We start from the raw sequence: 15185 nt of genomic DNA on the forward strand, positions 1-15185 counted from the left end.
TCAAGGGCGCCGTTTGTTGTTTCACTTATACGTTCAGGGCCGATTGTTCTGAGCCTTGAGCAGATCGCGGATCTCTTCCAGCAGCTCTTCTTCCTTGGTCGGAACCGGCGGCAGCGTTGGCGCAACGGCCTCTTCGCGTTTCAGGCGGTTGATGGCTTTGACGCCCATGAAGATCGCGAAGGCGACGATGATGAAGTCAATCAGGCTCTGGATGAATTTGCCGTAGGCCAGCACTACCGCCGGGACATCGCCGTTGGCTGCTTTGAGCGTGACGGCCAGGTCACTGAAGTCCACCCCTCCGATCAGCAGGCCAATGGGTGGCATCACCACATCGCCGACGAATGATGAAACGATCTTGCCGAAGGCGGCGCCGATGATGATGCCGACGGCCATGTCGACCACGTTACCTTTGACCGCGAAGGCCTTGAACTCACTTATCACGCCCATAGGTTATTTCCTTGTTACAGATGAGGTTGGTGAATGCAGTGTAAATCAGCAGGATGCTTCCTGCTCGAAACAACTGCTTACAGAGCTTGCTGGCTACATTGCCGTCACTCTGCTCGGGTAGCCGGGATTAAGGCCTCCAGCGCACCCGCTGAACATTTTAGGCGTCGATCACTCGCTTCTGACGAATGGAGGGAGGTGCAGGATAGAACTATAGAGAGTAGGGGTGTTCGTATCACGGGGGTTGATGCAAGACAATGTACGGTACATGAAGTTTTTATATGAATGGTTCGCAGGGTATAAAGACTCGCGCCTCAAACAAATTTCCTGTGCTAAATGTTAGAAGGCCATTATATTGCCATTGGCTTGGTTGTTAGAATTATAAGGTTGGCTTAATAGTTTGGTTGTACGCTCAGGTTTTAAATAGTTAAGATTTGTACAGGTTTCGATTTTTGTTTCATTGGGCAGGACTATTGTTTGGTTGGGTATGTTGAGACGGGAAGTTGTACAAGTTTTTATAATTAGTCATGCGGTGGATATATTTCAGGGGCTGAGCAAGTTTTTACCGAAGATCCGCTGGGTAACTTCGCCGCGCTGATCCGCACCAGCTGAGCTATCATCGCGGTTTTTGCCGGGAGTTCAGATGGCCAAGGCCAAGCGCATGTACGGCTGCACCGAGTGCGGCTCAACCTTCCCCAAGTGGGCTGGCCAGTGCGGTGAGTGCGGGGCCTGGAACACCCTGACCGAAACCATGGTGGAGAGCGGCGGCGCCGCAGCCCCTAGCGGTCGCACCGGCTGGACCGGTCAACAGGCACAGATCAAGACCCTGGCCGAAGTCAGCGTCGAAGAAATCCCGCGTTTTTCCACAGCGTCCAGCGAGCTCGATCGAGTGCTGGGCGGTGGTCTGGTAGACGGTTCGGTGGTGCTGATCGGCGGTGATCCGGGCATCGGCAAATCGACCATTCTCCTGCAAACCTTGTGCAACCTCGCCAAAGTCATGCCGGCACTGTACGTCACCGGCGAAGAATCCCAGCAGCAAGTGGCCATGCGCGCTCGCCGTCTCGGCTTGCCTCAGGATCAACTGCGGGTGATGACCGAAACCTGCATCGAAACCATCATCGCCACCGCCCGGCAGGAAAAACCCAAGGTGATGGTGATCGACTCGATTCAGACGATCTTCACCGAGCAACTTCAATCGGCACCGGGCGGCGTGTCCCAGGTCAGGGAAAGCGCGGCGTTGCTGGTGCGCTATGCGAAGCAGAGCGGCACGGCCATTTTCCTGGTCGGCCACGTGACCAAGGAAGGCGCTTTGGCGGGACCGCGAGTGTTGGAGCATATGGTCGACACGGTGCTGTATTTCGAAGGCGAATCCGATGGGCGCTTGCGTTTGCTGCGGGCGGTGAAGAACCGTTTCGGCGCCGTCAACGAACTGGGCGTATTTGGTATGACCGACAAGGGGCTGAAAGAAGTCTCCAACCCTTCGGCGATTTTTCTCACCCGTGCGCAGGAAGAAGTGCCAGGCAGCGTGGTCATGGCGACGTGGGAAGGGACACGGCCGATGCTGGTGGAGGTCCAGGCGCTGGTGGACGACAGTCACCTGGCCAATCCACGTCGGGTAACGCTGGGTCTGGATCAGAATCGGCTGGCGATGTTGTTGGCGGTGCTGCACCGTCACGGCGGCATTCCGACCCACGATCAGGATGTGTTTCTCAACGTGGTTGGCGGGGTGAAGGTGCTGGAAACGGCCTCCGATCTGGCGCTGATGGCGGCGGTCATGTCCAGTTTGCGCAACCGGCCACTGCCCCACGATCTGCTGGTGTTTGGCGAGGTCGGGCTTTCCGGCGAAGTACGCCCGGTGCCGAGTGGTCAGGAACGCTTGAAAGAAGCCGCCAAGCACGGCTTCAAACGCGCCATCGTGCCTAAGGGCAATGCGCCGAAAGAAGCACCGCCGGGGTTGCAGATTATTGCCGTAACGCGTCTGGAGCAGGCGCTCGACGCCCTCTTCGAATAACTTTCCAGACAGAACAAAAACCCTGTGGGAGTGAGCCTGCTCGCGATAGCGGACTATCACTCAACATTTATGTCGACTGGCATACCGCTATCGCGAGCAGGCTCACTCCCACATGGGTATGGGATTGCCCTTCAGTATTCGATCAGTGCACCCAACTCCCGTTCGAGCTCCTGCGAGTCGCCAAGGTTGAGCTCAACCAACCGCCGCAGGCGTTCGATGGATTCCAGGCTGATGTGTTTGCAGACGAACCCGAGCTGACCATGATCATCGTGGGTCAGTTGCACATCCATCTTGATGGCGACGTCCTCGTTGAGATGAACATCGACCAGGAAATGCCAGTCCCGATTCCCCAGCCACGGTTCGGGCTTTTCGATCAACAGTCCCTTAAGGGACAGGTCGATCAACTTCACCGGCCAGATGAATTCCCCTTGGCTCAGCTCGGTTCGGGCATCGAACGCAATACGTTTGAAGCGGCGGCGATCGGCAGGGTGCTCGCTCATGGCGCAATCCTCGTAAATGTTCGCTGACTATAGACCCGCATTGTCACAGGCTGCCAGCAAAGTGATGGCTCAACCCATGTCAGGGGATGGCCTTTGCGGCCGTTAGCGCTAAACTCGGGATGGCTGTCTTTCTTGTCCACCCTGGCTGGAATCATAAAATGAAAAATAATAATAGCCTGCTACGCCATCTACCCTGGCTGCTGCTGGCAATCGTAGGGGCGTGCGCCCTAGGGGTTGTGGCGTTGCGCCGAGGCGAGGCGATCAACGCCTTGTGGATTGTGGTCGCCGCCGTGGCCATCTATCTGGTTGCGTATCGTTACTACAGTCTGTTCATCGCTAACAATGTGATGCAACTCGACCCGCGACGGGCCACCCCCGCCGTGCTCAACAATGACGGTCTGGACTACGTCCCCACCAACAAACACATCCTCTTCGGTCACCACTTTGCAGCCATCGCTGGCGCGGGGCCGCTGGTCGGTCCGGTTCTGGCGGCGCAGATGGGTTATCTGCCCGGCACGCTGTGGCTGATTGCCGGCGTGGTGCTGGCGGGTGCCGTTCAGGACTTCATGGTCCTGTTCATGTCCACCCGCCGCAATGGCCGTTCCCTGGGCGACATGGTCCGTGAGGAAATGGGCCGCATCCCCGGCACCATCGCGCTGTTTGGCTGCTTCCTGATCATGATCATCATCCTCGCGGTGCTGGCGTTGATCGTTGTGAAAGCCCTGGCCGAGAGCCCGTGGGGCATTTTCACGGTGATGGCGACCATCCCGATCGCGATGTTCATGGGCATCTACATGCGCTACATCCGCCCGGGCCGCATCGGTGAAATCTCCGTTGTCGGCGTGTTGTTGCTGCTCGGTTCGATCTGGCTGGGCGGGCAGATTGCTGCTGATCCGGTCTGGGCCAAGGCCTTTACCTTTACCGGGATCCAGATCACCTGGATGCTGATCGGTTACGGTTTCGTTGCCGCGGTATTGCCGGTGTGGCTGATTCTGGCGCCGCGTGACTACCTGTCGACGTTCCTGAAAATCGGCACCATCGTGGCCTTGGCGATCGGCATCCTGATCACCATGCCTGACCTGAAAATGCCGGCACTCACCCAGTTCATCGATGGCACCGGCCCGGTATGGAAGGGCGGTCTGTTCCCGTTCCTGTTCATCACCATCGCCTGTGGCGCAGTCTCCGGTTTCCATGCGCTGATTGCTTCGGGCACTACGCCGAAGTTGTTGGCCAGCGAAGGCCATGCCCGTTACATCGGTTACGGCGGCATGCTGATGGAATCCTTCGTCGCCATCATGGCCATGGTCGCCGCTTCGGTGATCGAGCCGGGCGTGTACTTCGCCATGAACAGCCCGGCGGCGCTTGTCGGCTCTGACGCTGTTACGGTTGCTCAGACTGTCAGCAGCTGGGGCTTTGCGATTACTCCGGAAGCGCTGCAAGCGGTGGCCAAGGACATCGGTGAAACCACGATCCTGGCCCGTGCCGGTGGTGCACCGACCCTGGCAGTCGGTATCGCGCAGATCCTGCACCACCTTCTGCCGGGTGAGAACACCATGGCGTTCTGGTACCACTTCGCGATCCTGTTCGAAGCGCTGTTCATCCTGACGGCTGTGGATGCCGGTACCCGTGCCGGCCGTTTCATGCTGCAGGACTTGCTCGGCTCCTTCGTGCCGGCGCTGAAACGCACCGAATCCTGGACCGCCAACCTGATCGCAACCGCCGGGTGTGTGGCGATGTGGGGTTACTTGTTGTATCAGGGCGTGATCGATCCGCTGGGTGGCATCAATACCTTGTGGCCGTTGTTCGGTATCTCCAACCAGATGCTCGCCGGTATCGCGCTGATGTTGGCGACCGTCGTGCTGATCAAAATGAAACGCCAGCGCTACGTCTGGGTCACCATGTTGCCCGCTGTGTGGCTGCTGATCTGCACCACCACCGCAGGCTTCATCAAGCTGTTCGATGCCAACCCGGCGATCGGTTTCCTGGCCTTGGCCAAGAAGTACAGCGATGCGCTGGCCAACGGTCAGATCCTCGCCCCGGCCAAGGACATTACGCAGATGCAACACGTGATCTTCAACGCCTACACCAACGCAACGCTGACGGCGCTGTTCCTGTTCGTGGTATTCAGTATCCTGTTCTATGCGCTCAAGGTCGGTATTTCCGCCTGGGGCAGCAAGGAACGTACGGATAAAGAAGCGCCATTCCAGGCTCTGCCGGATGCGTAATCGAGGATTGCAGCATGTTCAATGACCTGAGTCGCCTCGGTAAATACCTCGGTCAGGCTGCGCGCCTGATGGTCGGGATGCCCGACTACGACAATTACGTCGAGCATATGCAAACCAAACACCCGGACAAACCGGTGATGACCTATGAGATGTTCTTTCGGGAACGCCAAGAGGCTCGTTACGGTGGCAAGGGTGGGCCGAAGTGCTGTTGATCCAGTTGTCGGGTTAACAGCAATCCCTGTGGGAGCTAGCCTGCTGGCGATGGCGGCTGAACATTCAACATCACTGTTGATTGACAGTCCGCCATCGCCAGCAGGCTAGCTCCCACATTTGTTTTGTGTTGATACTTCTATTCAGTGAGTCAGGAGATTCAGTTTGTCCTCTCCCATCCCCGTCACGATCCTCAGCGGCTTCCTCGGCGCCGGCAAGACCACGCTGCTGCGGTACCTGCTCAAAGCCGAACACGGCCTGAAAATCGCCGTGATCGAGAACGAATTCAGCGATGCCGGTATCGACACCCAACTGTTGGGCGACGAACCGGTGCAAGTGATGACGCTGTCCAACGGCTGCGTCTGCTGCACCATCCACACTGACCTGACCAAGGCCTTGTACCTGCTGCTCGAACGCCTGGACAGCGGCGAAATCGCCTTCGACCGTCTGGTGATCGAATGCACCGGCCTGGCCGACCCGGCACCGGTGGCCCAGACGTTTTTCATCGATGAAGAGCTGCGCGAGCGCTACATCCTCGACGGCATCATCACCCTGGTCGATGCGGCGCATGCCGACACTCACCTGACTCAAACCATCGCCCAGGCGCAGATCGGTTTCGCCGACCGCTTGCTGGTGAGCAAGCGCGATCTGGTGGACGAGGCGACCTTTACCGCGCTGAGCGAGCGCCTGACCCGCATCAATCGTCGCGCACCGATCCGTGTGGTCGAGCACGGCAAAATTGACCTGGCCGAATTGCTCGACGTGCGCGGTTTCAACCTCAATGCCGACCTTGGCGGCGGCGTCAGCCTGCGCCCGGTGAGCAAAGCGCCGTCCATCGACCGCATTTCCAGCCTGGTGCTGCGCACCGACAAGCCGCTGGATATCGACAAGCTCAGCGAGTTCATGAACGAACTGCTGGAAGACCATGGCAAGCAATTGCTGCGCTACAAAGGCGTGCTGAACATCCTTGGCGAGCCGCGGCGCATGGTGTTTCAGGGTGTGTTGAAGTTGTACGGATTCGATTGGGACACGGAGTGGGCCGATGATGAAACGCGCGAAAGCGTGATCGTGTTCATTGCCGATGATTTGCCGGAAGAGAAGATTCGCGAGGGGTTTGCGCGGGTGGCGGCGGAGTAAGGTCCGACATTTTCAGCGGGCCTGATGCCGCCATCGCGAGCAGGCTCGCTCCCACAGGGGAATGTATTTCAAATGTGGGAGCGAGCCTGCTCGCGATAGCAGCCTAACCGACAACACAATTCTGACTGAGTGTCGGTCCGGCGTTGAGCAACATCGCTTCCAAATGATCCAGATGCTGGCCCAGCAAGTTCTCAGCCTTCACGGCTTCGCCGCGTTCCACGGCTTCCAGAATCGCTTGGTGCTTATGCCAAACGCAATAATCCTCCAGCCCTACCTCAAACTGCGCAATCGCCAGTGAAGTCAACGGCACCAAGCTGCCAAGAAAATGCGCCAACGGTGCGTTCCCCGCCATTTGCGCCAATCGCAGATGAAACTCCCCCGATAACCGGATCGCCGCACCCCGCGCAGTGCATTGGCGCTCGCTCTCGATCAGGTTTCGCAGCGGCTTCAAGTCCTGTAGGCGCGATTGACAGGCCAGTCGCACCAAGGTGATTTCGGCCAACCGCCGTGCATGCAGCATTTGCCGGGTTTGCTCGCTGTCGAGCGCGGCGACCCGAGGCCGATGATTGGCTCGAAGGACGATGACCTGTTGATGGGACAGCCGCGTCAGCACGCCGCGAATATCACTGCGCCGGGCGTTAAACATCTGCGCCAGGCTTTCTTCGGTAAAGCGACTGGCTGTATCAAGGCGCTGTTCGAGAATGGCGTCGAAGACCCGGGAGTAGAGATCATCCACCGGCCGGGGAAAGGGCAGGGCAGTGAGGGTTTGCGGTGAGGCGAAGCTGTTCATGGCCTGTCTCCAGTTCGAAGCGGACTCAACTGACGAGGTTGTCGTCCGGAATATTCAATTCGATGCCCATCCGCTGGCCTTCCCGAAGGATGTGCCGACGCATCTCGGCGCTGGCCTGGGCGCTGTTTTTGCTGCGAATAGCGCGCACCACGGCTTCGTTCTCCTCAAGGCGCTCAGCCAAATGCTCCGGGGAGTTGCGCAGCACGTCGGCACTTTGCTTGAGGGCGTTGCTGGTCTGTTGCACCACACTCTGGAAGATCGGATTCGAGGTCAGCGTGAACAGCTCTTCGTGGAACGCGATGTAAGCGTTCACCCCGGCTTCGCTGTCGTTGGCTTCCAGCGCCTCGCGCATGTCCATCAGGGTCAGGCGCAGTTGCCCGACTTCCTTGCTGCTGATCGACTGCGCCACCAGGCCGACAATGAACGGTTCAAGCGTGTAGCGCAGTTGCAGCACGTCTTCCAGGCTCGCACCGGCGACTGCGCTGTCGTGGCTTTGGCTGTCGCTGAGATTGGCCTCCAGCACCACCACGCCTTTACCCGGCATGGAACGCACCAGCCCGAGGGTTTCCAGGACGATGACGGCTTCACGCAGGCTCGGGCGGCTGATGCCCAGTTGCTCAGCCAGCTCGCGCTGCCCCGGCAGCATCTCGCCGGAGCGCCACTGACCGCGGGCCAAAGCGGCCCGGAGTTTTTCTACTACTGAATTCACAACGGTCGACGAGGTGATCACTGTTCGCTCCATGAGCATTCAAAACGATTGATGACCGTGCCTGCCCGTGGGCAGGCACGGCGATTATTCAGAATTCCTGCTGATGCGCAGGGCCGACAGGCTTTCTCGGCTGGAAGGTATAACCCACTTGGCCGGAAAGTACTTTGTTCGCCCGTTGGATATCGATGTCCTTTTCCCAGCGCGCGATGGCCACGGTGGCGACGCAGTTGCCGATCAGGTTGGTCAGCGCCCGGCCGATGCCCATGAACCAGTCCACCGCCAACACCAGCACCAGGCCGACCACCGGAATCGCCGGGATCGCCGTCAGTGTCGCCGCGAGAATCACCAGCGCCGAACCGGGAATCCCGTGAGCACCTTTGGAGGTGATCAACGACACCAGCAGAATGGTCAGCAGGTCGGTCATGGCCAGCGGCGTGCCGGTGGCATTGGCGATGAAGACGATGGCGAGGGTCAGGTAGATCGAGAAACCGTCCAGGTTGAACGAGTAACCGGTTGGAATGACCAGCCCGACCGTCGAACTGCCAATGCCCAGATGCTCAAGCTTGCGCATGATTTGTGGTAGCACGGCGTCGGAGGAGGCGGTGCCCATGACGATCAGCAGTTCTTCGCGCAGGTACTTGAGCAATGGCCACATCTTCAGGCCCGAAAGGCGCATCACCAGGCCGAGAATCAATGTCACAAACGCCACACAGGTCAGGTAAAACAGGCCGACCAGGCTGCCCAGGTGCTGCAGCGAATCCAGGCCATATTTGCTGGTGGTGAAAGCAATGGCGCCGAACACGCCGATCGGCGCCAGACGCACGATCATGCCCATGATGCGGAAGATCACGTGGCTCAGCTCATTGATCAGCCGGGAAATCCCCGACGCTGCTTCGCCCACCAGGTTCAGCGCACTGCCGAACAGCACCGAAAACAGCAGGACTTGCAGAATGTTGTTCTCCGCGAAGGCGCCGATTACCGAGGTCGGGATCAGGTTCATCAGGAACTGGGAGGTGGTTTGCATGTGCTGACCGCGCTGGGCGATGTCGCCCATGTCGGCAGCGGAAAGCTGATCCAGATGAATGTTCGCGCCGCTGCCGATGCCGGTGGTGAACGCGAACACCAGACCAATCACCAGGGCGATGGTGGTCAGGATTTCGAAGTAGATCACCGATTTCAGGCCGATGCGTCCGACCTTCTTCAGGTCGCCGGCACCGCTGATGCCGCTGACCACTACGCAGAACACGATCAGACCGATAAGCATCTTGATCAGTTTGATGAAGCCATCGCCGAGCGGTTTGAGCTGGGCGGAGTATTCAGGAAGGGTCAGCCCACAGACGATGCCGAGCACCAGTCCGAGAACCACTTGGAGGAAGATTGAACGCGAGCACCATCTGAGCATGGGAGGAATCCTGGTCGGTGTCCTGGCTGCCGTGCGCTTCGCGCATCAGATTCAGGACTTAATTATTGTGGTCTTACCGGTATGTCCAGTGCAGGCGCAGTCTAGGCGCTGTTTTTGGGTGTTCGCAAGTAAATTTTGAGTGATTGGCATGACCGGTCTTACCAGTTGGGCGCAATGCCTCGACCTTGAGCCTTTTCGCGGTTTGAAAAAAAATCGCGGACGAAAAAAAACCGGCCATCACTGGCCGGTTTTTTCATTGCTGCGGTTTAGCGGGCTGATTAGGCGCCGTATACCGGCAGCTTCTTGCAGATAGCCTTGACCTTCTCGCGAACGGCGTCGATCACCGTTTCGTTGTTCAGATCCGCCAGGATGTCGCAGATCCAGCCGGCCAGTTCTTTGCACTCTGCTTCCTTGAAGCCACGAGTGGTCACAGCCGGAGTACCGAAGCGCAGACCGGAGGTGACGAACGGGGAGCGTGGATCGTTTGGCACGGAGTTCTTGTTCACGGTGATGAACGCTTTGCCCAGAGCGGCGTCGGCGTCTTTACCGGAGATTTCCTGCTTGATCAGCGACAGCAGGAACAGGTGGTTCTGAGTACCGCCCGACACCACGTCGTAACCGCGCTCGATGAACACGCCGGCCATGGCCTGGGCGTTTTTCACCACTTGTTGCTGGTAAGTCTTGAACTCAGGCTGCAGCGCTTCCTTGAAGCAGATCGCTTTAGCGGCGATCACGTGCTCCAGCGGGCCACCCTGGGCGCCCGGGAATACCGCGGAGTTCAGCTTCTTCTCGATGTCGGCGTTGGCGCGAGCCAGGATCAGGCCGCCACGTGGACCGCGCAGGGTCTTGTGCGTGGTGGTGGTCACGACGTCAGCGAAAGGCACAGGGTTCGGGTAGACGCCAGCGGCGACCAGACCGGCCACGTGGGCCATGTCGACGAACAGGTAGGCGCCAACCTTGTCAGCGATTTCGCGGAAGCGCGGGAAGTCCAGAATCTGCGAGTAGGCAGAGAAACCGGCCACGATCATTTTCGGCTTGTGCTCAACCGCCAGACGCTCGACTTCGTCGTAGTCGATCAGGCCGTTGCCGTCGATACCGTATTGAACGGCGTTGTACAGCTTGCCGGAGGAGGAAACGCTGGCACCGTGGGTCAAGTGACCGCCGTGCGCCAGGCTCATGCCCAGGATGGTGTCGCCCGCTTGCAGCAGAGCCAGGTAAACGGCGCTGTTGGCTTGCGAACCGGCGTGCGGCTGAACGTTGGCGTAATCAGCGCCGAACAGTTCTTTTGCACGGTCGATGGCCAGTTGCTCGACCACGTCGACGAACTCGCAACCACCGTAGTAGCGCTTGCCCGGGTAGCCTTCGGCGTACTTGTTGGTCAGTACCGAGCCTTGAGCTTCCATGACCGCAGGGCTGGTGTAGTTTTCCGAAGCGATCAGCTCAATGTGCTCTTCCTGGCGCTGAGCTTCTTGCTCCATGGCGGCAAAGAGATCGGCGTCGTACTTGGCAATAGTCAAATCACGGCTGAACATGGCGGTCCTCAGGGATCGGGGCAGAAAAGGGGGGCATTCTAACCCAATGGGTTTTAGATGGCATATGAAAGGACATCATGTCGCAGACAAGTGGGCTTCATGACGGGATCAGCGGTGATCATGCTGGCCTCATCGCGAGCAGGCTCGCTCCCACAGTGGATCTTCAGTGGTCACAAATCTTGCGTGCACCCAAAAAACCTGTGGGAGCGAGCCTGCTCGCGATAGGGCCATCAGCAGCGCTGAAGATTTCAGTCGAACATGAAGAGCGCATCATTGCTGAACTGCGCTTCAAACCGGTTCGCCGGCATCGGACGGCCGAACAGATACCCCTGAACCTCGTCGCAACCATGCTCACGCAGGAAGTCGAGTTGCTCGTGGGTTTCCACGCCCTCGGCGATGACCGCCAGATTGAGGCTGTGGGCCATGGCGATGATTGCGCGGGCAATCTGCGCATCCTGCTCGCCCGACGGCAGGCCGTCGACGAAGGTGCGGTCGATTTTCAGCACGTCGATCGGAAACTGCTTGAGGTAGTTGAGCGATGAGTAACCGGTGCCGAAGTCGTCGACCGCAATGCTCAGGCCGAGATTTTTCAGCCCGGCGAGAATCTGCATCGCTTCGCTGACTTCGCGCATCAGGATACTTTCGGTCAGTTCCAGCTCCAGGCATGCCGGCGACAGGCCGGTTTCCTTGAGGATGGTGGCGATCCGCGTCCCGAGTTGGCCGTCGGAGAACTGCCGGGCCGAAATGTTCACCGACACCTTCGGCACCCGGACCTTGGCCTGATGCCAGCTCTTGAGCTGACGGCAGGCCTCGCTGATCACCCAGTCGCCGACATCCACCACCAGACCGAGCTCTTCGAGCACCGGAATGAAGTCTCCCGGCGGCACCAGACCGCGTCGTGGATGGCGCCAGCGCAGCAAGGCTTCGGCGCCGGTCAGGCGTTTGCCATCGCCGCTGAACTGCGGTTGGTAGTAGAGGACGAATTCGTTCTGCTCCAGGGCGTGACGCAAGTCGCTTTCCAGCTCCAGACGCTCCAGGGCGCTGGCGTTCATGTCGGCCTGATAGAACTGGAAGTTGTTCTTGCCGCGCTCCTTGGCGTGATACATCGCGGTGTCGGCGTTTTTCATCAGCTGGCTGAGTTCGTTACCGTCCTGAGGGCTCAGGGCGATGCCGATACTGGCGGTGACGAAGAACTCGCGGCCTTCAAGCACGAACGGTTTCACCAGGCTGGCGAGAATCTGTTCGGCCACATGAATCGCCCGGTTCAAGGCAATTTCACGGTTGGCCCGCGGTTGCAGGAGCAAGGTGAACTCATCGCCGCCCATGCGCGCCACGGTGTCGTCATCATCGACACAGCCGAGCAGGCGCGTGGCCATTTCCTTGAGCATGCGATCGCCGGCGGCGTGGCCCAGGGAGTCGTTGATCGGTTTGAAGCGGTCCAGGTCGAGGAACATCAGCACCACCCAGGACTTCTGCCGTTCGGCTGATTGCAGCGCCGAGTGCAGGCGATCCTGGAACAGTGTGCGGTTGGGCAAGTGGGTCAGGGCGTCGTAATAGGCGAGGCGGTGAATCCGCTGCTCACTGGCCTTGCGTTCGCTGATGTCGCTGAAGAAGCACACGTAGCTGGCCAGATCGCCTTCGTCATCCAGCACCGCCGTGATCCCGACCCAGGCCGGGTAATGCTCGCCATTGCGTCGTTTGAGCCAGACTTCGCCTTCCCACGTGCTGTGCTGATGCAACTGCTTGAGGACATAACGCAGATGGGCTTCCTGCTGCTCGTCGACGGTCAGCATGTTCGGCAACTGGTCGAGCACCTGCTCCACCGCATAACCGCTGACACGGCTGAAGGCTTCGTTAGCCTGGACGATATAGCCGGCCGGGTCGGTGATCAGGATCGCCGAGGTCGAGTGCTCAAATACGGTCGCAGCCATGCGCAGGTCTTTTTCGGCCCGGCGTTGCTGGCTGATGTCACGACCGACGCCCAGCACGCCTTCGAATGCACCGTGTTCGTCCCAGACCAGCACCAGCCGCAGTTCGATCGGAATCTTGCGCCCGTCGGCCCGCAGGCAATCGAACAAAAACAGTTGGGTCTGCACTTGGCTGCGCAACAGCGCCAGTTGGTCGGGTTTATTCAGCGCTTTGCTGACCCGGTCCATCAGTTGATAAATGCCGGTCAGCTGTTGTGGGTTGGCGATGGTCGATTGCCAGCCGTTCTGGAAAATCCAGTCGGCGTCGTAGCCCAGCACGGCTTGCACCGACGGGCTGACGTAGTTGAGCGCGATCTTGCTGTCGGTTGAGAAAATCACGTCGCTGATGCTTTCGGCGAGCATCCGGTAGCGCTGCTCGCTGTCGCGCAGGGACTCACTGGCTTCAATCTGATCGGTGATGTCCTTGGCCACGCCGATGATCCGCGTGACCTGGTCGTGCTTGTCCCGCGCCAGCGCCTGTTCGCGGATGTCGAAGCGCCGCCATTTACCGTCCCGGTGGCGGAAGCGCAGCTGGCATTGCATCAATTGTCTGTAACCGGCCTGGCGCTGGGTCTGGCGTGAGCGGTGGTAGAAGTCGGCATCTTCGGGGTTCAGCAGAATTTCCCAGAAATACTCGCCCATCTGGTGCAGTTCGGTGCGGTTGTAACCGAGCGTCTGGCCCAGGTGGTGGTTGCTGAAAATCATTCGCTGGCTGATCACGTCCTGCACGTACAGATGATCCGGCACGGTGCGTACCACGTCGGACCAGAATCCTTCACGCTCCAGCAGCGACAGTTCGACGAGCTTGCGGCTGGTGATGTCGGTGATGCTCAGGATCACCGCTTTATAGTCGTCCTGGTCTTCCGGCAGACGCAGGACCAGCCACAAATGTTGGTCGCGGCCATTGGCGTCTTGCAGTTTGATTTCCAGTTCAAGCTGTTTCTGCTGGTTGAGCACCGCGTCGAGCACTTGATTGCCGATGGCGGTGCCGTCCTGCGGGTTACCGTCGATCAGCAGTTTCCAGGCTTGATCGCAGGTGTTGACGTTGAGCAGTTGCAGGGCGACCAGGTTGACTTCGGTGATGCGCAATTCCTGCAGCAGGTGCTGGCGCTGTTCCGGTGTTTCGAGCCAGACCTTCAGTTGTTCGCTGCTGTGCAGCTGAGCATTGTCGAAGACGCTTTTGAGCCCGGACACGTCGAGTACACACAAGGCGACGCCAGTGCCTTCGAAAATATCCTGGTAGCGTCGACGGCCTTCGTGCACCTGGTGTTGGCGGCGGCGCATGTTCAGCAGAGCGATGAACGGCAGGAGCGAAAAGGCCAGGCCCAGAAGGCATTTGCCGATGAACGCCGGCAGCAGGTGTTCGATCACCCGTTGCCGGTCGAACAACCCGCGCAGTTGCCAGTCGCTGCTGCTCAGGGGCACGGTCAGCACGCTGTTGGCCAGCTCATCCGGTGTTATCACCGCCGGAGTGGCCGAGGGCTGGCCATCGTCGCGGCTGATGATCTGGTGATTGACGCGGTTTTCCACCACCCACAGCGGGCGAATACCGGTTTCGTTTTGTTTGGTCAGCGACGAGAAAAATGTCGGCGTCAGGCGCAGAACCCAGTAGCCACGGGTGCTGCCACTGGCTTGATGCAGCAGCAGATGCACCACCGAACCGTCATTGGCGTTGCTGAAATAATGGGCCTGGGCGCGACTACGCCGCACCAGATCGCTCAGGTAGTCGGCGTCGTCGCTGTCTTCGACACTGTCATTGAGGATTTTCCCGGAAGGGCTGAGCAACGCGAGGCTGCGCAGCTCGGGCAAGGATTTTTGCAGTTTGCGAAACAGCGCCTGCTGTTCGTCGGCGCTTTGCGGTTGTTCGACGATCGGTAGCAGGTTGAGGGCGATCTGGGCGTTGAGTGCCATGTTCAGGCTGACTTGCGAGGCCAGATCGGCGGTGTAGTCGATGGTGTACTGACGCTGGTTTTTCTGGGTTTCGCGAAGCTGATCCAGCAACTGCCAAAACAGCAGCGCGAGCAGCAGCAGGACGAGCATCGCCAGCGCGCCCTTCAAGGATCCACGCAGGGGTGAGCCGGTCGCAGGATTGAGTGCGCTCACGGAAGAAGGTGGGGTGACATTAGACAAACTGTAATCCTGCGGTTTGGCTGGACTGGCGCGACGTGCACTATAAGCCGGACGCCCGGAGGGCGGCTAGCATGCCCTGAGTTGTGGCAAAGTGCCAGACCCACTCGGCTGGACTGCCTTCCGTCAAT

General features: G+C 59.2%; 11 protein-coding genes. 4 read left to right on the top strand and 7 right to left on the bottom strand.

Features of this window, described 5'->3' with window-relative positions:
- Nucleotides 1-33 precede the first annotated feature (33 nt).
- Nucleotides 34-447 (bottom strand): large-conductance mechanosensitive channel protein MscL, encoded by a 414-nt coding sequence (gene mscL / locus PMI27_RS09910; RefSeq protein WP_008149145.1) that lies wholly within the window; start codon nucleotides 445-447, stop codon nucleotides 34-36.
- A gap of 640 nt (nucleotides 448-1087) precedes the next feature.
- On the opposite strand from mscL, the gene radA reads away from it, so the two are divergent.
- Nucleotides 1088-2455 carry a DNA repair protein RadA gene (gene radA / locus PMI27_RS09905; RefSeq protein WP_008149143.1) on the top strand — a complete coding sequence of 456 codons (1368 nt, stop codon included), beginning with the start codon at nucleotides 1088-1090 and terminating at the stop codon, nucleotides 2453-2455.
- A gap of 131 nt (nucleotides 2456-2586) precedes the next feature.
- Here the strand turns inward: radA and PMI27_RS09900 are convergent, their stop codons facing one another.
- Entirely contained in the window at nucleotides 2587-2955 is a 369-nt protein-coding gene (locus tag PMI27_RS09900) for a PilZ domain-containing protein (protein WP_008149141.1), read from the bottom strand.
- 158 nt (nucleotides 2956-3113) lie between these two features.
- On the opposite strand from PMI27_RS09900, the gene PMI27_RS09895 reads away from it, so the two are divergent.
- The 3 genes from PMI27_RS09895 (at nucleotide 3114) to yjiA (ending at nucleotide 6527) form a co-directional block, all read left to right on the top strand.
- Nucleotides 3114-5180 (top strand): carbon starvation CstA family protein, encoded by a 2067-nt coding sequence (locus tag PMI27_RS09895; protein WP_024164581.1) that lies wholly within the window; start codon nucleotides 3114-3116, stop codon nucleotides 5178-5180.
- 14 nt (nucleotides 5181-5194) lie between these two features.
- Nucleotides 5195-5392, top strand: a complete 198-nt coding sequence (locus PMI27_RS09890) for a YbdD/YjiX family protein (protein ID WP_008154232.1) — start codon at nucleotides 5195-5197, stop codon at nucleotides 5390-5392.
- Between the two features lie 163 nt (nucleotides 5393-5555).
- Complete coding sequence (yjiA, locus tag PMI27_RS09885; RefSeq protein ID WP_008154234.1) at nucleotides 5556-6527, top strand: GTPase; 972 nt, start codon at nucleotides 5556-5558, stop codon at nucleotides 6525-6527.
- Nucleotides 6528-6630: 103 nt separating this feature from the next.
- Here yjiA and PMI27_RS09880 read toward each other — a convergent pair whose 3' ends face one another.
- From PMI27_RS09880 to PMI27_RS09860, 5 genes are all read right to left on the bottom strand, one after another.
- Nucleotides 6631-7317, bottom strand: a complete 687-nt coding sequence (locus PMI27_RS09880; RefSeq protein ID WP_008154236.1) for a GntR family transcriptional regulator — start codon at nucleotides 7315-7317, stop codon at nucleotides 6631-6633.
- A gap of 25 nt (nucleotides 7318-7342) precedes the next feature.
- Complete coding sequence (locus PMI27_RS09875) at nucleotides 7343-8047, bottom strand: FadR/GntR family transcriptional regulator (RefSeq protein ID WP_008154237.1); 705 nt, start codon at nucleotides 8045-8047, stop codon at nucleotides 7343-7345.
- Nucleotides 8048-8114: 67 nt separating this feature from the next.
- A complete protein-coding gene (locus tag PMI27_RS09870) occupies nucleotides 8115-9428 on the bottom strand; it encodes a C4-dicarboxylate transporter DctA (RefSeq protein ID WP_008154240.1) in 1314 nt (437 codons plus the stop codon).
- Between the two features lie 278 nt (nucleotides 9429-9706).
- Entirely contained in the window at nucleotides 9707-10960 is a 1254-nt protein-coding gene (glyA, locus tag PMI27_RS09865) for a serine hydroxymethyltransferase (protein ID WP_008154242.1), read from the bottom strand.
- A 248-nt stretch (nucleotides 10961-11208) separates the two neighbouring features.
- Nucleotides 11209-15057, bottom strand: coding sequence for a sensor domain-containing protein (locus PMI27_RS09860; RefSeq protein WP_008154244.1), 3849 nt, complete (start codon nucleotides 15055-15057; stop codon nucleotides 11209-11211).
- Nucleotides 15058-15185 lie beyond the last annotated feature (128 nt).

This window comes from Pseudomonas sp. GM41(2012) (genome assembly GCF_000282315.2).
Taxonomy (GTDB): Bacteria; Pseudomonadota; Gammaproteobacteria; order Pseudomonadales; family Pseudomonadaceae; genus Aquipseudomonas.

Coding starts and splice junctions, on each gene's coding strand:
- mscL (WP_008149145.1), bottom strand. CDS start 447: ATGGGCGTGATAAGTGAGTTCAAGGCCTTCGCGGTCAAAGGTAACGTG.
- PMI27_RS09880 (WP_008154236.1), bottom strand. CDS start 7,317: ATGAACAGCTTCGCCTCACCGCAAACCCTCACTGCCCTGCCCTTTCCC.
- glyA (WP_008154242.1), bottom strand. CDS start 10,960: ATGTTCAGCCGTGATTTGACTATTGCCAAGTACGACGCCGATCTCTTT.
- PMI27_RS09870 (WP_008154240.1), bottom strand. CDS start 9,428: ATGCTCAGATGGTGCTCGCGTTCAATCTTCCTCCAAGTGGTTCTCGGA.
- radA (WP_008149143.1), top strand. CDS start 1,088: ATGGCCAAGGCCAAGCGCATGTACGGCTGCACCGAGTGCGGCTCAACC.
- PMI27_RS09900 (WP_008149141.1), bottom strand. CDS start 2,955: ATGAGCGAGCACCCTGCCGATCGCCGCCGCTTCAAACGTATTGCGTTC.
- PMI27_RS09890 (WP_008154232.1), top strand. CDS start 5,195: ATGTTCAATGACCTGAGTCGCCTCGGTAAATACCTCGGTCAGGCTGCG.
- PMI27_RS09895 (WP_024164581.1), top strand. CDS start 3,114: ATGAAAAATAATAATAGCCTGCTACGCCATCTACCCTGGCTGCTGCTG.